This is a genomic window from Mesorhizobium sp. P2_C4 (assembly GCF_056404575.1).
In genome coordinates, this window is sequence record NZ_JBFUDT010000008.1 from 57,762 (window position 1) to 80,977 (window position 23,216).

General features: G+C 59.2%; 22 protein-coding genes and 2 pseudogenes. 15 read left to right on the forward strand and 9 right to left on the reverse strand.

The window, feature by feature from the left end; genetic code table 11:
- The first annotated feature begins 250 nt into the window (after positions 1-250).
- A complete protein-coding gene (locus AC1DX6_RS25300) occupies positions 251-1,894 on the forward strand; it encodes an aldehyde dehydrogenase family protein (RefSeq protein WP_477318385.1) in 1,644 nt (547 codons plus the stop codon).
- Between the two features lie 60 nt (positions 1,895-1,954).
- The gene (locus AC1DX6_RS25305) at positions 1,955-2,668 is read left to right on the forward strand and encodes a ribonuclease activity regulator RraA (RefSeq protein ID WP_477318387.1); all 714 of its coding nucleotides are present in this window, start codon (positions 1,955-1,957) and stop codon (positions 2,666-2,668) included.
- Between the two features lie 321 nt (positions 2,669-2,989).
- Here the strand turns inward: AC1DX6_RS25305 and AC1DX6_RS25310 are convergent, their stop codons facing one another.
- From AC1DX6_RS25310 to AC1DX6_RS25335, 6 genes are all read right to left on the reverse strand, one after another.
- Positions 2,990-3,388, reverse strand: coding sequence for a RidA family protein (locus AC1DX6_RS25310; protein WP_477318389.1), 399 nt, complete (start codon positions 3,386-3,388; stop codon positions 2,990-2,992).
- A 125-nt stretch (positions 3,389-3,513) separates the two neighbouring features.
- A complete protein-coding gene (locus tag AC1DX6_RS25315; protein WP_477318391.1) occupies positions 3,514-3,930 on the reverse strand; it encodes a cupin domain-containing protein in 417 nt (138 codons plus the stop codon).
- Positions 3,931-4,066: 136 nt separating this feature from the next.
- Entirely contained in the window at positions 4,067-5,008 is a 942-nt protein-coding gene (locus AC1DX6_RS25320) for a VOC family protein (protein ID WP_477318393.1), read from the reverse strand.
- A gap of 11 nt (positions 5,009-5,019) precedes the next feature.
- Entirely contained in the window at positions 5,020-7,386 is a 2,367-nt protein-coding gene (locus AC1DX6_RS25325) for a xanthine dehydrogenase family protein molybdopterin-binding subunit (RefSeq protein WP_477318395.1), read from the reverse strand.
- Positions 7,383-7,877: a (2Fe-2S)-binding protein gene (locus AC1DX6_RS25330; protein ID WP_477318397.1), complete on the reverse strand. Its 495-nt coding sequence runs from the start codon at positions 7,875-7,877 to the stop codon at positions 7,383-7,385. Before AC1DX6_RS25330 ends, AC1DX6_RS25325 begins: the two co-directional genes overlap by 4 nt.
- 10 nt (positions 7,878-7,887) lie before the next feature.
- The gene (locus tag AC1DX6_RS25335; protein ID WP_477318399.1) at positions 7,888-8,820 is read right to left on the reverse strand and encodes an FAD binding domain-containing protein; all 933 of its coding nucleotides are present in this window, start codon (positions 8,818-8,820) and stop codon (positions 7,888-7,890) included.
- A gap of 179 nt (positions 8,821-8,999) precedes the next feature.
- Between AC1DX6_RS25335 and AC1DX6_RS25340 the strand changes: the two genes are divergently transcribed.
- Positions 9,000-9,851 carry a fumarylacetoacetate hydrolase family protein gene (locus AC1DX6_RS25340; RefSeq protein ID WP_477318401.1) on the forward strand — a complete coding sequence of 284 codons (852 nt, stop codon included), beginning with the start codon at positions 9,000-9,002 and terminating at the stop codon, positions 9,849-9,851.
- A gap of 30 nt (positions 9,852-9,881) precedes the next feature.
- Complete coding sequence (locus AC1DX6_RS25345; RefSeq protein ID WP_477318403.1) at positions 9,882-10,169, forward strand: DUF1330 domain-containing protein; 288 nt, start codon at positions 9,882-9,884, stop codon at positions 10,167-10,169.
- 21 nt (positions 10,170-10,190) lie between these two features.
- Here the strand turns inward: AC1DX6_RS25345 and AC1DX6_RS25350 are convergent, their stop codons facing one another.
- Entirely contained in the window at positions 10,191-11,573 is a 1,383-nt protein-coding gene (locus AC1DX6_RS25350) for a GMC oxidoreductase (RefSeq protein WP_477318405.1), read from the reverse strand.
- A 160-nt stretch (positions 11,574-11,733) separates the two neighbouring features.
- Here AC1DX6_RS25350 and torT point away from each other — a divergent pair, with 160 nt between their 5' ends.
- From torT to AC1DX6_RS25395, 9 genes and pseudogenes are all read left to right on the forward strand, one after another.
- Positions 11,734-12,834, forward strand: a complete 1,101-nt coding sequence (torT, locus tag AC1DX6_RS25355; protein ID WP_477318407.1) for a TMAO reductase system periplasmic protein TorT — start codon at positions 11,734-11,736, stop codon at positions 12,832-12,834.
- A 28-nt stretch (positions 12,835-12,862) separates the two neighbouring features.
- Positions 12,863-13,504 carry a carboxymuconolactone decarboxylase family protein gene (locus AC1DX6_RS25360; protein WP_477318409.1) on the forward strand — a complete coding sequence of 214 codons (642 nt, stop codon included), beginning with the start codon at positions 12,863-12,865 and terminating at the stop codon, positions 13,502-13,504.
- A 22-nt stretch (positions 13,505-13,526) separates the two neighbouring features.
- A complete protein-coding gene (locus tag AC1DX6_RS25365; protein ID WP_477318411.1) occupies positions 13,527-14,114 on the forward strand; it encodes a carboxymuconolactone decarboxylase family protein in 588 nt (195 codons plus the stop codon).
- A 90-nt stretch (positions 14,115-14,204) separates the two neighbouring features.
- A complete protein-coding gene (locus tag AC1DX6_RS25370) occupies positions 14,205-15,770 on the forward strand; it encodes a sugar ABC transporter ATP-binding protein (RefSeq protein ID WP_477318413.1) in 1,566 nt (521 codons plus the stop codon).
- Between the two features lie 13 nt (positions 15,771-15,783).
- Positions 15,784-16,797 (forward strand): ABC transporter permease, encoded by a 1,014-nt coding sequence (locus AC1DX6_RS25375; RefSeq protein ID WP_477318415.1) that lies wholly within the window; start codon positions 15,784-15,786, stop codon positions 16,795-16,797.
- 21 nt (positions 16,798-16,818) lie between these two features.
- On the forward strand, positions 16,819-17,211 hold the full coding sequence (locus AC1DX6_RS25380) for a nuclear transport factor 2 family protein (protein WP_477318417.1): 393 nt from the start codon (positions 16,819-16,821) through the stop codon (positions 17,209-17,211).
- A 29-nt stretch (positions 17,212-17,240) separates the two neighbouring features.
- Positions 17,241-17,615 carry a hypothetical protein gene (locus AC1DX6_RS25385; protein WP_477318419.1) on the forward strand — a complete coding sequence of 125 codons (375 nt, stop codon included), beginning with the start codon at positions 17,241-17,243 and terminating at the stop codon, positions 17,613-17,615.
- 72 nt (positions 17,616-17,687) lie between these two features.
- Positions 17,688-17,951, forward strand: a complete 264-nt coding sequence (locus AC1DX6_RS25390; protein WP_477318421.1) for a hypothetical protein — start codon at positions 17,688-17,690, stop codon at positions 17,949-17,951.
- A 168-nt stretch (positions 17,952-18,119) separates the two neighbouring features.
- Positions 18,120-18,752 (forward strand): annotated as a pseudogene (locus AC1DX6_RS25395) (IS6 family transposase); the annotation flags it as partial.
- Between the two features lie 277 nt (positions 18,753-19,029).
- Here AC1DX6_RS25395 and AC1DX6_RS25400 read toward each other — a convergent pair.
- Positions 19,030-19,833, reverse strand: coding sequence for a helix-turn-helix domain-containing protein (locus tag AC1DX6_RS25400; RefSeq protein ID WP_477318422.1), 804 nt, complete (start codon positions 19,831-19,833; stop codon positions 19,030-19,032).
- Between the two features lie 162 nt (positions 19,834-19,995).
- On the opposite strand from AC1DX6_RS25400, the gene AC1DX6_RS25405 reads away from it, so the two are divergent.
- Both AC1DX6_RS25405 and AC1DX6_RS25410 read left to right on the forward strand, forming a co-directional pair.
- Positions 19,996-21,420, forward strand: a complete 1,425-nt coding sequence (locus AC1DX6_RS25405) for a purine-cytosine permease family protein (protein ID WP_477318424.1) — start codon at positions 19,996-19,998, stop codon at positions 21,418-21,420.
- A gap of 5 nt (positions 21,421-21,425) precedes the next feature.
- On the forward strand, positions 21,426-22,217 hold the full coding sequence (locus AC1DX6_RS25410) for an MBL fold metallo-hydrolase (protein WP_477318426.1): 792 nt from the start codon (positions 21,426-21,428) through the stop codon (positions 22,215-22,217).
- Between the two features lie 106 nt (positions 22,218-22,323).
- On the opposite strand, the pseudogene AC1DX6_RS25415 reads toward AC1DX6_RS25410, so the two are convergent.
- Positions 22,324-23,193: pseudogene (locus tag AC1DX6_RS25415) on the reverse strand (tyrosine-type recombinase/integrase); the annotation flags it as partial.
- Positions 23,194-23,216: the final 23 nt, after the last annotated feature.

Sequence of the window (23,216 nt, forward strand, 5' to 3'; positions counted from 1 at the left end):
CGGGCATGATTGGCAAGGGGCCGAAATCGAAGTGCCAGTTTGGCGGTTTTTCTCTGTTCTGCATCACTATCGGTTGTCCCCATGCGTTTCGACCGCGGAACGATCATAGGCGAAAAATAGGAATTGAACTATTGAAATTCGTCTGATATTTCATGCGTACGGTTTTGAAAAGCATTGAGGCAGGCTCATAAAGGGCGTGGATTGATGTCGCGCAGGCGAACAGGCAGCAAGAAGGTACGCTTCGGCCTCGATGGCAATCTGCACCTCTACAACGAAGGCAGTTTTGCGACCATTCGATCAGCTATGTGATTGTCAACAGGCATCCTCTGCCGTTCAAACAAGAGAGCTCGACATGAACGTCCAAATTTCTTCCGCCGTATCTCGTATTCTGGCATCGCTTGGCATTACCGAGCTGAATGCTGGCGCTTGCAGTGGGCCGAATGGCTGGTCGAAGGTTGATGAAGCCAACGCCTTTGCATCGATCAACCCTGCCACGGAAGAACCGATCGCCCGGATCGCGCCGGCCAGCCATGAGGATCTGAAAAAGGCAGTGGACGTAGCCTCCAGGGCCTTCCAGAGCTGGCGCATGGTTCCGGCGCCCAAACGAGGCGAGCTTATTGGCCGTATCGGGGAATTGCTGGAAGAACACAAGGAAGCGCTTGGAGGGCTCCTATCGCTGGAAACCGGTAAATCGCTGGTCGAGGGCAAGGGTGAGATCGGTGAAATGGTCGACATGGCAAAATTTGCCGTGGGCCAGTCCCGCATGCTCTACGGCTTCACCATGCAGTCGCAGCGCAACGAGCACCGCATGTATGATCAATGGTTGCCGCTGGGCGTCGTCGGCATCATCACGGCGTACAACTTTCCTGCGGCTCCGTGGTCCTGGAATGCGCTGGTTGCCGCTATCTGCGGCAACACGATCGTCTGGAAGCCCAGCCCGAAGGTTGCGCTGCCTGCGATCGCCATCCAGCACCTGTGCAATCAGGCGATGAGCGAGCTCGGCTATGAAGGCATTTTCTCGCTCGTCATACCGTCCGACGAAACTGTTTCCGAAGCACTTGTGCGAGACAAGCGCGTGCAGGTGGTTTCATTCACCGGATCGAGCAAGATCGGCCGACGGGTATCCCAGATTCTGTCAGAGGATCTGGGGCGCCGCCACATCCTTGAATGTTCGGGCAACAATGGATGCATCCTGGACGAAAGCGCCGATCTTGATCTGTCGATCGCTGCGATCACCTTCGGTGCGTTGGGCACGACCGGCCAGCGATGCACGAGCACGCGTCGACTGATCGTTCACAAGAGCCGCACGGCAGAGGTCGTCGAACGCCTGAAGAAGGCCTATGCGAAAATCAAGATTGGCGATCCCTTCGTCGCTGGCAATTTGATCGGTCCATTGATCGACAAGCCGGCGATCCAGCAGTTCGAAAAGGCGGTAGCCGAGGCCAAGGCGCTGGGCGGCGAGGTGCTGTATGGCGGCGAGGTCCTGTCTGGCCCCGGCTACTATGTCGAACCGACGATCATCCTGGCCAAGAATGATTGGCCCTGTGTCCAGCATGAAACCTTCGCGCCTATCCTCTACGTCATCGAGTACGAAACGTTCGAGGAGGCGCTTGAGCTGCACAATGGCGTGCCTCAAGGCCTGGCCTCTGGAATCCAGAGCACCGACATCCGTCACATCGAAGCGTTCCTATCGGCCAAGGGAAGCGACTGCGGTATCGCCAAGGTCAACATGGGCACCACCGGTGCCGATATCGGCGCCGCCTTTGGAGGCGAAAAGGAAACCGGTGGCGGGCGGGCTAGCGGCTCTGAATCATGGAAGTCCTACATGCGGCGTCAAAGCGTCGCCATCAACTGGGGCGAGGAGACCCCGTGGCGCAAGTTGCTCGACGCCTAACGTCTTGATGGCCAAGTACGATAGCTTTGGGCGGTTCGCAATTGTGAGAGCACGAGAGCAATGAGCGAATTGAACAAAGAGTCTCTGGACAAGCTCGCCCATGTCAATGTGGCAACCATAACCAACTGCCTGCTGAAGCGCGGGCTGAGAAACCAGTTCCTGCATGGCGTCGTTCCCGTTGCTCCAGGGTCTCGCAATATGGTCGGCCCGGCGTACACGTTGCGCTTTATTCCTTCGCGAGAAGATCTCGACACCATGGCGGGCTATCAACTTGACAGCCATGTGCAAAGGCGCGCCATGGAGGAATGCCCCCCGGCCGCCGTTCTGGTCATCGATGCCCGAGGCGATGCCCGCGCGGCGTCGGCGGGAGACCTGCTGATCGGACGTCTCAAGGCGCGCGGCTGCGCGGGCATCGTCACAGATGGTGGCTACCGCGACATCGCCGGAATAGTGAAGGCCAGACTGCCGGCCTATCAGCGGCAGACCGCTTCGCCTGCGACACCGATTGCCCTGCACCCGGCCGATCTCAATTTGCCGATCGGCTGCGCCGGCGTTGCGGTCTATCCAGGCGACATCGTCGTCGGCGATGCCGAAGGCGTGGTGATCATTCCGGCAAACCTTGCAGACGAAGTTGCGGACGAGGCGTTCGCAACAACGCAATACGAGGAATTCGCAGAGGAGAAGATTGCCGAGGGCCGCTCGATTTTCGGACTTTTCCCGGCGACTGAAGCAAGCCTGCGCGAATATGAGGCCTGGAAGGGCCGGGAACGTTAAAACGGGCTTCGAACTCTCTTATCCAATGACGAAGAGGCGGCTTAGGGCCTCGAGAGACGGAAGGCCAGCCGGGCCAGCGCTGCCGCGGCCGCCAACACGATCAAGGGCAGAACGCGCCAGCTCTTGCCGCCGCTGGAGAGGACCGCGATTGCCTTTACCAGACCGGCGTCGGCGCGCCCTGGTATGGGAGAGATGAGCGTCGGGGGATGCAGGTTTTGAGTTTTTGCAACGGCTGCACCGTTGGCACTCGCCCCAACCCTGGTCGCCGATGACGGCCCTTGATGTTTGCGCCCTCGGCTCACCATTGCTTGCGTCCAGGACCTACGAACCTTTGCCGAGGTGAGCGATGCCCTCGATTTCGATCAGGATTTCCGGGCTTGCCAGATTGCTGACCTCGACCAGTGTGCAGGCCGGGAAGTCGCCCTGAAAATATTCCCTGCGCGCTTTCCAGACCTGCTCGCGATTTTCAATTCGCGTGACGTAGATGGTCAGCTTGACGAAGTCGGACATCTTGCCGCCAGCCGCTTCCACAAGCGCCTTGTGCTTTTCGAGAATTACCTTGGTTTGGGCGTACTCGTCGCTGCCAAGGATTGTATTGAAGTCTGAACCTCTCGCGGTTAGCCCTGACATATAGGCAATGCCGTCCACCACGAGGCAGTTCGACCAAAGGCCGGCCGCGGCCTCGGTTACCTTTTCACTGATGATGCGCTGTATCGTCATTAGTAATCTCCTTTGTCTTGGTCTTCTGTCGCCCGCGCCAGATCGTTCCTGGCAGCTATGCACAAGGCAGCATTTTCGCGTGCATCGGCGTCGTGGCGACGAAACAGCGCGGCTGCTCGCTGCGCTCAGCTCTTCTGATCGCCGGCCAGGAACCCGCCGATCGTGGCGTCGGTGTGGAAGGACGGTTTGTCGTAGTAATGTGGTCCGTCATAGACCTCGATCAGCCGGCACTTGGTGCGGGCAACGGTTGGTCCGTGTGGGTGATCCTTGGGATTCATGTAGAACGAGCCCTGCTTCAGCAGGATGTCGCTGTCGGTGTATTCGTACTCGCCTTCCAGGCAATACATGAACTGGTTGGATGCATGGGAATGCTTGATCGGAATCCCTCCGCCGGGCTCGTATTCGAGAATGGCGATGCTGGCGCCGGTCTTTTCGTTCTTCCAGAGGAAATACTGACGAAAGCCGTACTCGGGAAAATCGAGCCAGTTTTCTTCGACCAATTCTTCCTTGCCGATCAGGACTTCGAGTGTTTCTGGTGTCATGGATTCAGTCTCCTTGGACATGCGACCTGCCTTGTGAAGGCGGCAGTGTTTTGGGGATACAGCCCCGTTCGGCCGACGTGGGGAACGAAGGTCGACCAATGCCGGAGTTCGATTGCGTATTCTTGATGCCGATTGTTCAGTCGAAGAAAGAGGGCGGCGGCGCCATTCCCCACTGCGTCGTTTCATGGGCGCCGCCAACGAAGCGGACAGGGACGTACTCATCGTTGATGAGGTCCGTGTCGGTATAATGCTCGACGCGGAAACCGAACGGATCGAGCCAATAATCGTAGATCAGGCTGCCGAGATAATGTCGTCCCACGCCGGCGTCGAGCTTCCATCCTTGGGCGACGAGGTAGTCGTGGCCGGCGGTCACTGCGTCGAGATCCAGAACTTCATAGGAACTGTGGTGACAGCCGAAGAATTTCGACTGGTTGATCAGGATGGCGTGATGCTCCACGAACTCCTGGCCCCGGTCATAGCGCAGGAAGGTGCCGACGGTGATCGGTTCCGGTTCGGCGGGAGCGCAGATGTAATCGGCAGGCACCAGGGCGAAGTGCTTCATGAACCAGTCGATCTCGCTGATGGCGTCGGGTACCCAAAGCACGAAATGGCCGATCCGCAGCACTGGCGTTGGCTCCGGCCGCTGACGCACGGCCGAGTTGTGACGCAGATGCTCGGAGGCAAAGTTCAGCCGGTAGGAGCGCCTAACCGCCATTTCCGGCACGCTGGCCACGCCGTGCTCCAGCCAGATCGTGTGTTTGTTCGGCGTCGTCAACGTGACGCGCAGGCCGCCACCGGGCTCGTTGATGGTCTCGACCGATGACGCACCCGGAATTTGCGTTGCCTTCTCCAGTTCCTCGATCGTGGCAACTTTGAAAGCGCCCCCCAGAAACTTGTTCTCCTTGCCGAGGCGCGCAACATGGACATGGTGATTGGCACCGGCGCCGCGCATATAAAGCGCATTGTCGGTGCGAGCCGAACGCTTCATCCCGAAATCGAGAAGGAAGCGCTCCATGAGGTCGAGATCGTCAACCTGATAGGCTGTATAGGCGACGTCTGAAATCGTGACACGGGTCATGGTCGGATCCTCTAGAGGTGTTGGCCGGACACGCGCGAGCTCCCCGGCGCAGCCTGCTCGCCATGACGAAGGGCCCACAGCACCTTGTCGGCGGACATGGGCAGCGAGTGTATGCGTATGCCGACAGCATCGTAGATGGCGTTGGCGATCGCCGGCGCAGGGTTGACCAGTCCGGCCTCTCCGACGCCCTTGGCGCCGTATGGACCGGCGGGAAGCGGATCCTCGACCAGCATGTTGTCCATGTCGGGCACGTCCATGGTGGTCGGCAGCCGATAGGTGAGCAAACTGTCGCTGAGAACCTCACCGCTCTCCGGGTCGACGACAAAGTCTTCCGTCAGCGCAAAGCCGATGCCCTGTACAGCGCTCCCCTCGAGTTGCGCCTCGACCAGCAACGGATTGATGGCACGGCCGATGTCGTGAGCCACGACGTATTTTTCCACCGTCACCATTCCGGTCTCGGTATCGACTTCAACCTCGGCGAATGCCGCCTGGTGGTTGGGGTGATGCGACGTCGACAGATAAGAACCGGTCGCCACGATCTGTCCGCCTTCCGCACCGAAATTGTAGATCGCGTCATAGGCGACCTCACGTACGTCGAAGCCGATTTTCGGACTGTCGATCAGGAACACGCGGCCTTCGCGGACATCGATCTGGTCGGCGGTGGCTGCGACCTGGCGCAGCTCGAACTTGGCGACGGCAAGCGCCTTGATCTGGTCCTTGATCTTGTTGCCGGCGGCGGCGACCGCGTTGCCGATGACCAGCATCGAGCGGCTGGCGTGGGAGCCGATGTCGAACATCGTCACATCGGTGTCGCCGGTGGTGACACGGACCTGTTCGTAACGCAGGCCGCTGGATTCAGCGCCGACTTGCGCCAGTGCGCCGAGGATGCCCTGGCCCATCTCGCAAGGACTGACGATCAGATTGAGCGTGCCATCCGACAGCACCTTCATGACGGCGCTGGAATGCTCGAGCAGAAACCCGCCGGCGCCGCTGGCATGGGTGAGGATCGACATACCGACGCCACGGCGGTAGCGGCCGCCCTTGGGTGCACCCCAACCCTTCCATTTTTGCGCCCATCCGAACCGTTGCGCCGCGACGTGGATACACTCCTCAAGCTTGGTATGTTCGAGCACGACCGGCACGAAGCAGCTCGGATCGCCGACCTGCTTGAGATTCCTCAAGCGGAACTCCATCGGATCCATGCCGATCTTCTCGGCAAGTCGGTCAAGAGCCTGCTGCAGGATGAATGCCCCTTCCGGATTGCCATAGCCGCGGAAGCCGCTGGTGGTCGGTGTGTTAGTGTAGACAACGGTCAGATGGCCGTGGACGTTGTCGCAGCGCAGCAAGCCGAGCGTCTTTTGCATGTTGACGATCGCCGTGGTCGCGCTGTGCGACAAGTACGCGCCAGCGTCGGCGACAATCTTCTGGTCGACGGCGAGCAGCTTGCCCTCTTTCGTCGCCGCAACGCGGATGGTCTGATGCTGGTCGGTGCGGGAGCTGTAGCCCGAGAAATCCTCCTCGCGTGTCGTTGTGACACGCACAGGGCGTTTCGATGCGCGCGCCAGAAGCACCGCCACCGGTTCAACGCCAAGAGCGAGGCGAGCGCCAAAGCCACCGCCGATGGTGGGCGAGATCCAGCGAATGTCACCGTCATCGAGATCGGTGAAGACGCGCCGCGTCAGGTGTTTCTTGGCCAGATGCGGGCCTTGCGACGGCGAGACGATGACCAGCCTGGAGTCTGCCTCGAAATAGGCAATGGCCGCGTCTGTCTCGAGATGCAGATGCTTCTGCCGCGAGTTGACGCCGGAGAATTCCACCACGGCGTCGGCTTCGGCGAAGGCCTTTTCCACATCGCCGGCATTGAACGGGTGATCCATCTCAAAAGCGATATTGCTCTTGACGTCGTCATGGATCGTGGCTGCGTGTTTCTCCATTGCAGAGAAAGGATCGAGTGCGCTGGGAAGGAGCTCGTACTCCACCTCGATCAATTCGAGCGCGCGCTCGGCGATATAGATGTCTTCGGCCGCAACCGCCGCGATCCAGTCGCCGACATAGCGCGCCTTATCGGAGAGGATGTACTGGTCCTGCCGCTCGCCGCTGAAGGCGAATTCCGGAAGCGCCTCGGCCATGGTCGAACGGGAGAATTTCTGGTCTGGACAGTCGGCGTGCGTCAGAACGCACACGACACCGGGTAGCGCCCGTGCTTTTGACGTATCGATCCGCTTGACGAGCGCGTGGGCATGGGGGCTGCGCAGGAGCCGGCCCTCCAGCATGCCAGGGATGACGAGATCCTCGGTGTACTTGGCCTCGCCGGTCACCTTGCCGGCGATGTCGGGCTTTGCAAGGCGCTTGCCGACATAGGAGAGTTCCTCGCTCATGCTGCCACCTCGCGCGCGGCGATCATCTTCTGGGCGGCGTCGAGCACCGCGTCGACGATTTTCACATAACCCGTGCAGCGGCAGATGTTGCCGGACAGGCCCCGGTTGACATCGTCGCGTGTCGGCCGCGGATTGGCTTCCAGCAGCGCCGTGGCCGACATCAGCATGCCGGCAGTGCAGAAGCCGCACTGCGAGGCGCAGTGGTCGATGAAGGCCTGTTGCAGCGGATGCAATTCGCCGTCCAGCCTGCGAAGTCCTTCAATCGTGCGGATATCCTGCTTCTGCGCGGTTATCGCCAGCGTCAGGCACGAACAGACTGGCAGCCCGTCGACAAGCACGGTGCAGGCGCCGCAATTGCCGCTGGCGCAGGCCCGCTTGGTGCCGGTCAATCCGATTTTCTCGCGTATCACGTCGACCAGCAGCATCTGCGGCTCGATGATGACCTCCCTGACCCTGCCGTTGACGTGAAACGAACCAATCTGTGCGGACATCGCGGGTCTCCTAGAATGCAAGATGAGCGTCTTCGGCGGGATCGTGGCGCGAGCGGGCGCGGCTTGCCGCTTGCTCGAGCACATCGCGCGCCAGAATCCGGATCCATTCGGTGCGGATTTCTTCGACCCAGCCGGCATCGGTCATCGGGGCGACTGTCCCGGCGGCGATTTCGGCCGCCGCCTCATAGGCAGCGTGTCCCGCCGGTTGACCCACCAGCCCTGCCTCGGCCTTTACGATACGGACCGGCTTGGAGCCTACCGAACCAATCACCAGTGTTGCATCGACAATCGTCTCTTTGCTCTCATCCAGCGCCACATAGGCGGCGGCGTTGATCTTGTGGAGATCGTTGGACCGGCGGCGCGCCTTGTAGATTTTCTTGAAGGCACTGCCGGCGTCGGGCGCGGGCGGTGGAACGAAGATCGACGTCACCATTTCGCCTGGTCCCACCGCCGTCTGCCGCGAGCCAAGATAGAAATCGTCGATCGAAAGATTGCGGTTCGTTTTGCCGTCGCCGATGCGGAGCATCGCGCGATGCGCGTAAAGCGACGTCGGCAAGTCGTAATAGGGGACAGCGCTGCAGACGTTGCCGACCACCGTGCCCATGTTCATGATGTGGGGAGGGTGTAACTGCTCAATCGCTTCGTGCAACGCCGCCCAGCGTTTGCCGACCCAGATATGGTTGGCCAGCTGGCGTATCTTGACCTGGGCTCCGAACTCCAAGCCATGCTTGGGATGGGCGCGAAATCCATCGAGGCCAACCACGTCCATGATGCTGACCAGACGTTTGTAGCGCACCAGCCCACGGCGCAAGCTCAGGACCAGTTCACAGCCACCCGCAAACAGACGCGATCCCGCGACGGAGGCCAGACCGAGGGCATCCTCGATCGTGGTGGGCTCTACGAATTCAAAGGGTGGAAGGACCCTTCCCATGCCAGACACCATCCTATGCTGGGCGACCGCGATTGTCCGCATCGCCATGTTTCACTTGCATACTACAGATATTTTACGTGCATATCAAGCGTTGACAGCTGCTTGATTTCTGTGGAAAGCAACGGGTCAAATAATGGTCTGGATCCGGACCATGAAGCGCGGACCCAGACATCGGATGGAAGGATCATGGCATGAGACTTTTGCGTTATGGAGAGGCTGGACAAGAACGTCCGGCATTGCTGGACAGCGCCGGCGTGCTTCGCGATATCGGCGCGGTCATTCCCGATATTTCGGGCGAAAACCTTGCCGACTCCGTACTGCAGCGACTTGCCTCCATGGATCCCGCAACATTCCCGCAGGTGGATGGCTCCCCGCGCATCGGACCGTGCGTCGCGGGGGTCGGCAAATTTATTTGTATCGGGCTGAACTACGCGGATCACGCGGCCGAGACCGGCAAGAGTGTGCCACCCGAACCGGTCATTTTCATGAAGGCGACATCCGCGATCTGTGGTCCCCACGATCCGATCGAGATACCGCGGGGCTCTGCGAAAGCGGACTGGGAGGTCGAGCTTGGCATCGTCATCGGCAAGCGTGCGAAGTACGCAACCGAGGCCGAGGCGCTGAGCCATGTCGCAGGTTACTGCACGGTCAACGACGTGTCGGAGCGCGCCTTTCAGTCTGAAATGCAGGGGCAATGGACCAAGGGCAAGAGCCACGATACGTTCGGCCCTGTCGGGCCGTGGCTGGTGACGCGCGATGAAGTGTCGGACCCGCAGAACCTGACGCTGTGGTGCGAGGTGGATGGTCGTCGCTATCAGGACGGATCAACGCGAACAATGGTCTACGGGGCGGCATTTCTCGTCGCCTATCTGAGCCGCTTCATGACGCTTGAGCCTGGCGACATCATTGCCACCGGGACGCCGCCGGGCGTAGGACTTGGCATCAAGCCGAACCCGGTGTTTCTAAAGGCGGGACAACGCGTCCGGCTCGAAGTCGAGGGGCTGGGCGTTCAAGATCATCGCACGATCGTCGCGCTTGACTGATCGGTTCGACTGCAACCGAAGGGGATTGTCATGGCTGCATACTTCATTGCGCACGGAACACTCAAGAATCCGGAAAAGATGCTGGAGTATGTCGATCGATCAGGGCCGATCGTAGCCCGTTTCGGCGGCGAGTTCATCTCGGTCGGCGAGGTCAAGGCCGTGCTGACCGGCAGCCATCGTCACAAGCGCACAGCGATCTTCAAGTTTCCCGACGTTGCCTCGGTCGAGGCCTGGTACAACAGCGACGACTATCGCGCGCTATGGCCGCTTCGCAACGAAGCGGGAGATTTCGATTTCATCGCCGTCGAGGAATATTGAACCGGATTTCCCTGACCTCGTTCAGGTCGTCGTCGGGGTCGTTCGACCCAATATGCTGTCGGCGGTTCTCAGCGACTGGGCGACCGTCGTGAATGTCGGATTGCCGGCGTTTGACGTTCCCAGCACGGAATTGTCGGCGACAAAGATGTTCTCGTAGCGCCACAGTTTTCCGAAACGATCGACCACGGATTCACCGTCATCCCTTTCGCCCATGCGACATGAGCCCATGAAATGGGTCGAGCCGCCGGCGGGATAGATGCTTGGGGTCCAGCCCGCTTGCATGTCGCCGACCTCGGAAGCAATCAGGAAATGCTCGGCCATCGCCGCGCCGATGCGTTCGCGGTCGCCCCTGGTGAAGCCGAACGCCGCGCCTGCACGAGGCAAACCGTAGGGGTCGAGCTTTTCGGTGTCGAAGATGAACCGGTTCTCGGCAATCACATCCATTGATACGAAAGTGAAGATGTCGGAGGTGTCGACTTCACGGATCCCGGGCGCCAGCCGGGTCCCATCCGAACTCAGCGTAAACCGGCAGAGCTGGTTCTGCCAGGGCCGTCCCTGGGAGAACGGCACCCAGATCGAGTAGACCGGCTCGTCATCCCTGATCAGGCCGCGAATGCTTTCGTTCAGCGTCACCCTGGAGCCGATACACACATGTTCGTGGATGTAGCGTCCCAGTGCCGGTCCGATGTCGAGCTTCGACGCGGCGAGTATCTTGGGCGACCCCACGGTGCCGCCGCAGATCACGATCGTATCGGCCGAAATCTCGATCCGGTCATCATCGCGCTCCGCTTGCCGCCGCACCGCGCGCAGACCCCTCGCCCTGTGTCCGTTCGTCATAACCTCCTGCACAACGCAGTCGCTCATAATGCGAAGATTGGGCAGTGACCCGGCGCCGCGAAAGAACAGATCGTCCGAGGCGGTAATTTTCAGTTTCCCATCAATTCGCCGCGCCGCGAATGGCATGGGCCTGACCTCGCGGCCAGCCGGTCTGGGTCCTATCGCTTTTTGTGTCCTTTCGAGCAGCGTTTCGAACATCCTGCCGCTCCCGCCGCCCTTCTGGTCGACATGCATCAGCGCCAGGGCACGGTCGAAGTAAGGCTTCCAGTCGGCTGGGTCCATCCAGGCCGGCAGTTCACCCGCGTCGGGATAGGGGCAATTGCCCATCCACAGCGCGAACATGCCGCCCGTACCATGCGCGACCTTCAATTCGGTGAGGTGGCCAACCGGCTCGGACGACCCGCTCGGATAGCCCAGCATCTCTCCATAAATGATATCGCCGACGCGCGAGAGATCGGCCTCCGAGCTGTAGACGTTGCGCACATGGGTGCCCACCGGATCGAACCATTTCGGGCCTGCTTCGATCACCATGACATCGAGGCCGGCGGCCGCCAGTTCACCGGCCACGGCGGAGGCTCCCGCGCCGGATCCGGCTATCGCGACATCTGCTCGAAACCGTTGCGCCATTGGGCTCTCCGCTCACTTGTTGACAGTTTGATGTGACGCTGATATTCAATTGAAATATCATGGATGTCAATGAACAGTCATGATCCAGAGGGAGTAAAAAATGAACAAGCTTGCCACATTGCTGAGCGGCGTCGTTGCCGCGACGACCATAGGTTTTTCCGCAATCTTCTCTGCTTCCGTCCCGGCCAACGCCGCCGACAGCTGGAAATTTCCGGTGCTGGCTTCGGACATGCGTCCGTCGGCGACAAAGCCATTCGAAGGCAAGGAAATCGAATACAATTCACTGGATTCCAGCGAGGTGACGAAGAAGTGGAATCTCTGCTTCCTCGCGCCGCATACGACCAATGACATTTTGCGTGCCTACATCTACGGAACGGTCGAGGAATCCAAACGGCTCGGCGCCAAGCTCACCATCTTTGACGCTGGCGGCTACGGCAATCTCGACAAGCAGCTCGCTCAATTCGACGACTGCGTCACGCTGGGCGCCAATGCCATCCTGTTGATGGCCGTCTCGCCGACCGCTTTCAGCCAGAAGATCGCCGAAGCCCGCGCCAAGGGCATCAAGGTGATTGATCTGAACATCGGTGTCGACGCCCCGGTCGATGGCCGCGTGGTCGTCACCTACATTGAGGTCGGCAAGATCATCGGCCGTGAACTCGCCAAGCTGCATCCCAAGGGGTCCGGTCCCGTCTCTACCGTCGTGATGCCCGGCCCGGCCGGTGTCTCCTGGTCTGAGGACACAGCCAAGGGCTTTGCCCAGTCCATCGAAGGCTCGGACATCACCAGCGAGAAGGTCATCTATGGTGGTTCGAGCAGGCTCGAGCAGCAGCCGCTGATCGAGGATACGTTGGTGACATATCCCAAGCTCGGCCTGATCGTCGGCATGGGCACGAGCGTCGAAGCGGCGCTGAATGCGTTGCGCGAACAGGGTCGCGTCGGTTCTATCGCGCTCTATGGCAGCTTCATCACGCCAGACCTTATCCCTGCTATCAAATCGGGTGACGTGGCCGGGGTCGTGGTGGAAAACTCCATCGTCATCAACAAGATGGCTGTCGATATGGCCGTCCGCCTGCTGGAAGGCAAGGCGACCGTCGTCGACGCCGTTCCGGCAGTGACCTTGATCGACAAGACCAATGTCGACCAGGTGCCAGCCAGCAACTTCGCCCCTGCCGACTGGAAGGTTCAGCTTACCGTCGATTGAGCCTGGTCTATGACGAAGTGCGGCGGKGGTGGTTTCCCGCACCGCCGCACTTCCTTGGAATTGTATGGATGCAAGCAGGAGCCGCGGCATGGCGCGTATAGAACCTCTCCCCCGGGAAGAACTCGCTGAATACGAGCCTATTTTCCAGGGCATGGTCGATTCGATCGGCTATGTGCCGAACAGTTTTTTGACAATGGCGCGCGATCCGGCATTGCTCAACGCCGTCGGGGCGCTGTCGGACGCAATGTGGTACCCAAAGACGGTGGGCGAGCCGCTGCGCCGTCTGGTTACGTTCGCCTATAGCCACTTTGCGGGTTCCTTTTACAGTTCTGCTCATTGCGCCTGCGGTGCCGAGGAACTCGGCCTGCCGCGCGAGAAGATCGAGGCGATCTTCGACTACGAGACGTCGCCGGCCTATTCCGACGCCGAACGAGCAGTGCTGCGCCTGTGCCGACATGCCGCGCGCATTCCCGGCGAAGTGACGGACAAGGACGTCGAGGATGTGAAAGCGCATTTCAACATCGAGACCGTGACGTTCGTTGTCGGGCTGATCTGCTTCATGGCCTTTCTGAACAAATGGAACGAGATCGCCAAAACCCGCCTTGAAGACGTGCCCTACGAATGGGCGCAAAAGAACCTGAAGAGCCTGGGCTGGCATCTTGAGCGCTAACGCAACTGGAAGGGATCGGGTCGTGCCGAGAATCGATCCGCTGGAGGAAAGCGAGGTCCCGCAATTCGCCGATGTGATTTCGGCGATCCGTGGAGATCACGGCTATGTTCCCAACAGCTTCCTCACGCTTGCGCGCAATCCTGCTTTGCTCGGCGCGATAGGGAAATGCGCGGATGCATCGTGGTATTCGGACACGCTCGAACAGCCGGTCCGCCGCCTAGCCGGCTTTGCCTTCAGCCTCTTTTCGGGGTCGATGTACAGTGCCGCCCATCTGGCCTGCGGCGCCGAAGAGCTTGGCTTGCCAAAGGAGAAATTGCTGGCGGTTCGCGACTTCGAAACGTCCGATGTCTATGACGATCGCGAACGGGCGCTGCTGCGACTGTGTCGCAATGCGGCGCGCATGCCCGATGAGTTGCGCGACACGGATATCTCGGATCTACGCCGCCATTTTGGTGAAAAGACCGTCGTCGCCATTGTTGGATTGATTGCCTGGCATGCTTTCCTCAATCGCTGGAACGACATCATGGCAACGGCGCTTGAGGATGAACCACGGCGATATGCGGAAATGAATCTCGCAACTGTGGGCTGGAAACTGGGCGTCCACGGTTAGAAACTGGACAACAGACGTTTTCGAGCGCCGGAAACAGGCGACGACGACGCGGTATCCGTCAGGGGACGGGTGAATGGGAGTTAGGGCTTGATGTCAATCGGCTTCGCGGAACGACGGTCGAGTGCGCCGGTGGTGGTAGATGGTTCGTCGCTGCTCCTGAGCGCGTCGGCCATCTCCAAGCGGTACGGCGCCGTGCAGGCGCTCGACGGCATGGACTTCGATCTCAGAAGAGGGGAGGTTCATGTGATCTTCGGCGAAAACGGTGCCGGCAAATCGACCCTGATCAACGTCATTGCCGGCGCCATCCAGCCTGATCAGGGGACCTTGGCCATGGCCGGCAAGGAACTGCGGTTCCGCGATGTGCAGGACGCGCGCCGACACGGCATTGCGGCCATGTTCCAGGAGTTCAGCCTTGCACCGCATCTCACCGTTGAGGAAAACATCTTCCTCGGGGCGGAGCCAAGTCGGTACGGGTTCCTCAAAATCGCGGAGCGGCGCGGGCGGGTGCGAGATGCCCTAGCGCGTTTCGGCTTCGCCATCGAGCCCAAGGCAATCGTGTCTTTTCTGTCGCGCGCCGAGCAGCAAATGGTCGAGATGACCAAGGCCCTGCTGACGGAACCACGCGTTCTCATCCTCGACGAGCCAACGGCTTCATTGTCGCAAAAGGAAACGGAGTCGATGTTCGGCCTGGTTCGGCAGCTGTGTTCGCAGGGTGTCGGCATCATCTACATCACGCATCGCATGAAGGAGATCGAGGCAATCGGCGACCGTGTGACGATCATGCGCGATGGCCGTTTCGTGAAGACGGTCGATGTCGCGACCACAAGCCAAAGGTCCCTCGTGGAATTGATGACGGGCCGGTCGTTCGAGCAGTTCTATCCAGAGATTGCGCGTAATCCTGGCGAGGTCGTCCTCGATGTCAAGAACCTGACCACCGTGAACGGCTGCGTCTCGAATGCCTCCTTTCAGGTTCGTGCCGGCGAGATCGTCGGCATTGCCGGGCTTGTCGGCTGCGGCAAGTCAGAGATGATCCGCTCTATCTTCGGCCTGGAGCCGGTTGGTTCCGGAACCGTTGCAATCAATGGCCAAGGCGTGGTCGCGCCGTCGCCGGGCAAATTGCTGCAGATGGGTGTTGCCTACATCACCTCGGATCGGCGCAACGAAGGACTGATGCTGTTGCGCCCCACCAAGGAGAACCTGACGCTTTCGTCGCTCGGCCAGACCGCACTGTCGCGGGTCGGCTGGCTGAAGATCGCCAGCGAGAAAAGCTTCGCCACGAAGCTTGGAGAACGACTGCGCGTGCGTCCGCTCGATCTCGACAAGCTGGTCGTCAAATATTCCGGCGGCAATCAGCAGAAGATCATGATCGCCAAGGCAATGGGGCGCGACACGCGCGTCTTCCTGTTCGACGAGCCAACGGTCGGGATCGATGTCTCGGCGCGCGTCGAGGTCTATGGCTTCATCAAGGAACTGGTTGCAGCGGGAGCGGCGGTGGTCATCGTCAGTTCCGACATGTCTGAAGCCATCAACCTCAGTCACCGCCTGCTTGTGGTGCGAAATGGCCAGATCGTGGACGACATCGACAAGCAAGACATTTCCGAAGCCCGCGTCTTGCATGGGTTCTTTGACACAACCGACGCTGCGTCGCGGCACTAGAAAGGTCAAGCAAGTGGGAATTTCATCCGAATCCGCCGCCGGATCCGCGCCGACGAACTGGACGAAAACAGCTTTTGTCCATCTTGGTATCCTGCCTTTTCTGCTGGTCGGCGCGATCGTTTTCTTCTCGCTCCAGGAGGAGCGCTTCTATTCATCGCTCAACATCTTCAACGTCGCCCGCCAATCGACCTTCCTGATAATCATCGCGATGGGCCAGGCGGTCGTGCTGCTGACGGCCGGACTCGACCTGTCGGTCGGCGCCGTTGTCGGCTTTGCCGGCGTCGTGACAGCCTTGATCTTGAAGAGCGTGTTGGGCGCCTCGCCTGATGCGTTCGTGCTGGCTGTGACACTGGCTGTCGCGGGCGGACTGGCTGCCGGCGTTCTGATCGGGCTGATCAACGGCTTTGGCGTGGCGCTTCTCAATGTTCCGCCTTTCATGATGACGCTCGGCACCACCACCAGTCTGGTTGGTGTTTCGCTGAGCATGACCAGTGGCCTTCCGGTGACCCAGATACCGGACGATTTCATGCGTGTCCTTGGTTATGGGCGCGTCTTCGGTCTAGCCCCTGCGGTCCTCGTCACCGGGCTCATATTTGTCGCCATGTGGGGTCTGCTCAACAGGACCACTGTCGGCCGCTATTTCTATTCGGTCGGTTCCAACATTCGTGCCTCGCAGCTTTCGGGTATCAACACCCGTCGACAACTCGTTCTGGCATACATCATCTGCTCGGTTCTGGCGGCCATAACCGGCATTCTCTTCCTCGCCCGCACAGGTTCGGCCGAGGCGCTCAACGGGCAGCCCTACGGGCTGCAGAGTGTGGCGGCTTGTGTGATCGCCGGCGTCTCGCTGTTCGGGGGCAACGGCAAGGTACGTGATGTCCTGCTCGGTGCGGTATTCATAACCATCCTGACCAACGGCATGAATCTCATACGTGTCGAGTCCTACGTGCAGCAGATCGTTCTCGGCGTCATCCTGGTTCTGGCTTTGGTGGCCGACCAGTTGCGCACCAAGATGATCGCCCGTTGAATCGCAAATTGGAGAAACGAAATGTCCGACTCGGCTAGAGCTGATGCCAATAAGAAGGTCGTCGTCGATTTCCTCAATACGGTTTTCAACGAGCACAAGGTGGAGGAGGGGATCGATCGGTTCATGGGGCCGGTCTATACCCAGCACAACCCGGGCGTGGCCGATGGCAGAGAAGCATTTCGTGCCTTTTTTATCGAATTCTTCGCAACGCGATCACAGGCGCGGTTCAGCATCAAACGCGTCTTGTGTGAAGGCGACTATGTTACGATCCATGCACATTGGACCGAGGATGAGCATGACCGCGGCAGCGCTGTGATGGACATTTTCCGGGTCGAGAACGGTCGCGTCGCCGAGCACTGGGATGTCATCCAGGCGATCCCTGAGCGTTTGGCCCATTCCAACACGATGTTCTAGCAAGCTCACCAGATCAAGAGGGCCTCACAATGACACTGCCAGAATGGTTGAATCTGCTCGGCCGCCTTGGAGTCGCTTTCTACTTCCTGTGGGCGGTTTGGTTCAACATCGGTGGTCGCGAGCATCACTACGCGGAGTTCCGCCGTATCGGGTTGCCATATGGCACTGTATTTTTCTGGGCTGGCAATGCACTTGCGCTGGTTGGCGGCCTGCTGCTTCTCTACAGCCCGACGGCTGCCTACGGGGCCGCCATGCTGGTCGTCTTCACCCTAGCGGCTGATGCGCTCTTTCATCGCTACTGGACCTATTCGGATCCAGGCGAGGCCTTGATGCACAAGTTCTTCCTGTTCGAACACGCTGCGCTGATTGGCGGCCTGTTCGGCCTTGCCGCACCGTTCGTTTGAGCTGATTGCGGGCGATGTTGGTGCCGGGAAGTGTCAAGGAATGCGGCATTCCCGCCAACGTCTCCGGGAGTGATGCCCGACATGATCGTGGACTATTGGAAGTTCCACGAAGGCTGCATCGACAACCAGATCGCCACCAAGACGCTGGTTCCCGACATCGTCCAGATCCAGACGCGCCAGAACTTCCCGCGCTGGAAGAAGGAGGGGATCCTGCGGCCTTACAAACCGAATCGGCTGAGACAAGGTCTATCGCGCCTTCAAGGACCCCGACGGCGCCTACAGCAGCGTCTTTGTCGATGCGTTCTCCAATCTCGTCAATTCGAAGCTGCGGCCTGATAAGGCGACCTGGGCGCGGGAGGCAAAGGACTACTGAGCGTCTTTCGCGCCGCCACGGGGCGTCAGATGCGCCGAAGCCCGGACGGCGGAATCATCATCAAATCAACCGTAGCTGCCTTTGGTTGATAAAAGCCGCGTGTCTGTGGGAACCGCTCTTGTTCCGCTCCCTACTTCCGCTTTAATCTGAGCGTGCGCGATGTCGAGGAAATGCTGCTCGATCGGGGGATCGTCGTTTCGTACGAGACCATCCGCCGATGGTGCCGAAAGCACGGCCCTGATTATGCGCGCCGCATACGCCGCAAGGCGCCAACGAAAGGCGATGTCTGGCACCTTGATGAAGTCGTGGTGCGCATCAACGGTCAGAAAGGCTGGTTGTGAAGAGCGGTTGATCAGGACGGATATGTGCTCGACGAGATCGTCCAGGCGCGCCGCAACACCAAGGCGGCCAAGCGCCTGCTGACGCGACTTCTGAAGAAGCAGGGCATGCCGCCAAAGCGTATGATCACCGACAAATTGCGCTCCTACGGGGCGGCCAAACGCCAGGTCATGCCGAACGTGGAACACCGCTCGCATAAAGGCTTGAACAACCGGGCGGAGAATTCTCACCTGCCGTTCCGAAAACGGGAGCGAACGCGACAGGGTTTCCGGTCGGTCGGCTCATTGCAACATTTCGTGTCGATCTTCTCCGCCGTCCGAAACCTCTTCGTCCCATCCCAGACCAACCGCTCCGCAGCACAAATTCGAACTTATCGACGCCAGGCCATGGCCGCGTGGGAAGCCGTGAGTGCACGGCCTGCCTAAAAAGCGCGGTGTCGGCCTCATGCGGCCACATTTCAAACAACGTGACAACGCCGCGAAACTTGATATCACTAGTGAGCGGGAGTTATTTCGCATGTTCTTAGCTGAAATCCTGACGAATCAGATAGACACAAGGTACCCGGCTGAGCTGGGCGTGATGTCAGGTTAACGCAGTAAAACCGTTATCCGACAATCTGCAATGATAATCCAGTCGATAGTCATCGTTTTCCGCGGACTGCCCCCAGCTCATGCGGTCTGGCTGTAACTCTTCGACGGCAGGTCACCGCTTGTCTTTCCTCAATGGAGCTATCATCTCCACCCAAAGACAAATTGCGGCGGCTTCCCCGTCATTTTTCCACGCAACCGGAGTGCCGCCCTCCGCAATGACGGCATCGCCTTTCAGAAGGCGAGTTGTTTCGCGAATATCTCCAAACTCAAAAACCATTTCGCCCTGCATGACAAAGGCGAAGATGTCACCAGGCCGGAGGACCAGACCGCCGCTCGTCTGGCCCGGCGGAACGTGAAGCATGGCCGGTTCCAGATCGTGGCTGCCTGGAGAAGCCAATTCTTCCCAAGTGACGCCACCGGCGACCACCGTGCGCGGTCGCTCAGCGGATCGCATGACCCGACCAACCGGAACATCTCCTGCAAATTCGCTCATCGGAATCGAAAATGCGTCAGCCAAACGGGCAAGCGTTTGTATAGAAACGCCCGATTCACCCCGCTCAACTGCCGCAATGAACGAACGGGATACCCCGGCCTTTGCGGCTGCTTCTGCCTGGCTGAGGCCCTTCTCAAGACGGGCACGCTTTATTCTGATGCCAGTGGAGGCAAGTTCTGCGTTGGCGGCGTTTGCCGTTGGTTGCAAGCGAGGTTGATCCCGCTTGCGCCTGTTTGCGGCAGCACGTTCGACAACCTTGCGAAGTGCTGCTTCAGAAAACATGCGCTGCTTGCCGTCGGTGCGGGTGGCTTCAACATGCCCAAGCCGCTCCCATATCCGCACGGTCTGGACGCTTACTCCAGCGGCGGCCGCAACCTTGCCGATTGAAAACATTTTTCCGTGCTTGGGTTCGTTCTTGGACATGGGCATTGGCATTTCTCATTTCATACAACGGCTGATGTACCAGCGCGGCACTTAACGTCCCATTAGCTATCTCACGATTCGAATTGACAAGAATACAATCCGATTGTAGATGTCAGTGTCATATGTAGGTTTTGTCTCATCGAAACCGGATGGAGCGTAAAAATGGCTGAAACGACACAGACCCCTGCGCCGCAAGCTTTAGATGTCAACAAGACCTTTGCTATCGAACAAAATGGTATCAACCTCGTTCCGGACAGTGAGCGCCACGGAAGCCCCCGCGATCTCTTCTGGATTTGGGCTGGCGCCAACCTCGTTCTGACCTACATCATTTCGGGATACTTCATCGCCAAAATGGGCTTAAGCGCGGGCCAAATGTGGGCCGTTGTTCTGGCAGGAAATCTCTTTTTCCTGCTCGTTGGATACGGAGGCATTCCCGGAGCGCGGGCTGGAACCGCAACGATGGTCGTCAGCCGCGCCGCCTTTGGCCGCAAAGGCAATGCATTTCCCACATTTCTATCATGGTTGACAGTGGTGGGTTGGGAAGCTGTCAACCTGGCGCTTGGCGCATTTGCCCTGTTTTCATTGCTGGAAGGCATGGGAGTCCAACTTGGAGGAATCGGCAAGGCAATCGCGCTTCTCCTGCTCTCGGCGGTTACCTTTGGTGTTGCCATTCTTGGGCACGCAACAATCATCTGGATGCAGCGGATCTTCACTTGGGGTATGGGCCTGATCATATTGGGCGTTATTCCGCAAGTCTGGGCTGCGCCGGCTATGGAGTCGGCGTCTGCAACCGGTGACGCAAGTCTTGCTACACTATGCATTGCCTTAGGATTGGTAGCCGCTTTGCCCATCAGTTATGCCAATTACCCGGCTGATTACACCCGATATCTGCCACGCGCGACCCGTGGTTCAGCCATCATGTTCTGGACATTTCTCGGAGCAGTCATTCCGTCGGCAGGGCTGACGGCCTTGGGGTATTACGCGTCCCAGGCTGCAGATCTCTCTGATCCGGTTGGGGGATTCGCGCCGCTTTTGACCGATCGGTACTTCACCTTGTTCGTGGTTGTTGTATTGGGTGGGACGATCACCAACAATTTCCTCAACACATACAGTTCGGGAATGTCGTTGCTCGCGCTGGGGCTGCGGGTCTCCCGTCCGGCGGCAATCATGGTTGATGCAGTTCTTGCCAGCGCCGCCGCTGCCTATGCCATCTTCTTCCACGATTTCACATCGACGTTCATCGCGTTTCTGTCGCTCATGGTGATTTGGCTTGCGCCGTGGACTGCCATCTATGTCGTCGACACCTGGCTTCGCAAATCGAAGTACAGAGGCGAAGATCTTCTTTCAGCCGATGGCGGTGCCTATGACTATGGCAGCGGATTTCACACTCCTGCTGTCGTAGCATGGTTGGCGGGCGCCGCCGCCGCCATACTGTGCACATCAACCGACTTGTTCCGGTCGCCATTCGCTGCATCTGTCTTGCAAGGTGCAGATTTGAGCATTGTTGCAGGCTTGCTGGTAGCAGGAGTGCTCTATTTCCTGCTGGCAGGCCCGAGCATACGGGCATCTCAGCAGAAGGCGGAGTGACGTCAGTGGCGTTTCCGATCGCAGAGTCCTGGTTCGAAAGAACACGCATCACCGATGACATATCGCTTATCTGCGAACCGCATGTTGTTCCGTTGCTACGCTGCAACATCTGGCACGTACGCGGGAGGGATCGCGACCTCATCATTGACACAGGCACCGGCGTTCAAAGCCTGCGAACATTTGCGAAGGATTTTCTCGACAAGCCGGTAACTGCGGTCGCTACCCATGTGCATCTCGACCATATCGGATGTCACCACGAGTTCGGCGATTGCCTGGTTCATGAGCTGGAGTGTGAAGGCCTGATCAATCCTGCTCGACGGTACAATCTTGCCGGCGATGAATTTGATCCCAACGACATAGCAACACTTCTGCTGCCGGCAATCGACGGCTATGATATTTCTGGCCCGATGATCACGGCACTTCCTCGCGCCGACTATGATCTCTCGGAATTTCGAATCTGTCCTGTGCCAAACGCGCGAGCTATCACCGACGGTGATTTGATTGATCTGGGCGACCGTGTCTTTGAAGTCCTGCACCTCCCGGGGCACTCGCCAGGTGGGATAGGTCTTTGGGAAGCGGAGACAGGCACTATTTTTTCCGGTGATGCCATTTACGATGGGCCATTGCTGGACAATCTGGATCACTCCGACATCGCCCTGTACTGCAATACGTTCGATCGGCTTCGGGCACTACCGTTGAAGACTGTTCACGCGGGCCATGATCCGAGTTTTGGTGCCGATAGGTTCCTCGAAATTACTGAGAGTTATCTAAGGAAATGGCATGCTGTAGAACTGTAGCGCGAATTTCTACGCACCTTTTGCCGTTGAGTGTCAGCGATGTTGCGAGGCCACACGCCATGTCAAACTGGCGGTTTTTGGATTGATGCCTGAGCAACCGGATATGGCGTTCGTATGGCTTCAGCTTGGCAAGTGCGGATTCCTTCAGCTCAAGATGTGCGTGAAGATAGGTCAGCGTCGTTTCCATCGCCTCATGGCCCATTCATAGGGCGATGACCGAACAATCGACGCCCGCCTGCAGCAGCTCCATGGCAGCGCTGTGCCTCAAAACATGGGGCGACACCCGCTTCGAGCGGAGGGTGACGCAGTGTTCGCGAGGCCTTGGCGACATATTTGTTCAGCAGCGCCTGCATGCCGTCGGCGCTCAGCTTGCCGCCGTGCGTGTTCGGAAAGAGAGCCGTTGCGCCCCGCTTCCTGGGCTCGTTGAGCCAGCCCCAAAGGGCTTGCTGTGCAACCTTGGTGAGCGGCGTACTTCGCTCCTTGCGGCCCTTGCCAACGCATCGCACGTGGGCACCACGCCCCAGCATCACCGAGTCCCGGTCGAGATCGATGATCTCCGAGACCCGCAACCCGTTTGCGCGGCCAGCAACAGCAGAGTGTGATCACGCCGTCCCAGCCATGTGCTGCGATCCGGACAGGCCAGGATCGCTTCAATCTCGGGCCTGGTGAGAAACTGAAGCTGTCGCTTGTCGCATCGCTTGCTCGGGATCGCGAGCACGCGTTGAATCTGGGCGCTATGGGCCGGCTCCTCGAACGACGCATATCCAAAGAAAGACCGAATGGCCGTGAGGCGGAGGTTCCGGGTCCTCACCGAGGCGGATCGCAGTGTCTCGAGGTCCTCCAGGAATGCGCCGATGAAAGGCGCGTCCAAATCCCGAAGTGTCAACTGCGACGGAGACCTGCCAAGGCGTGTCTGCGCGAATGCAAACAGGAGCCGGAAGGTGTCGCGATAGGAGGCGATGGTGTCGGAGTTTAGCTAGACGCTCGCGCGGCCGGCCC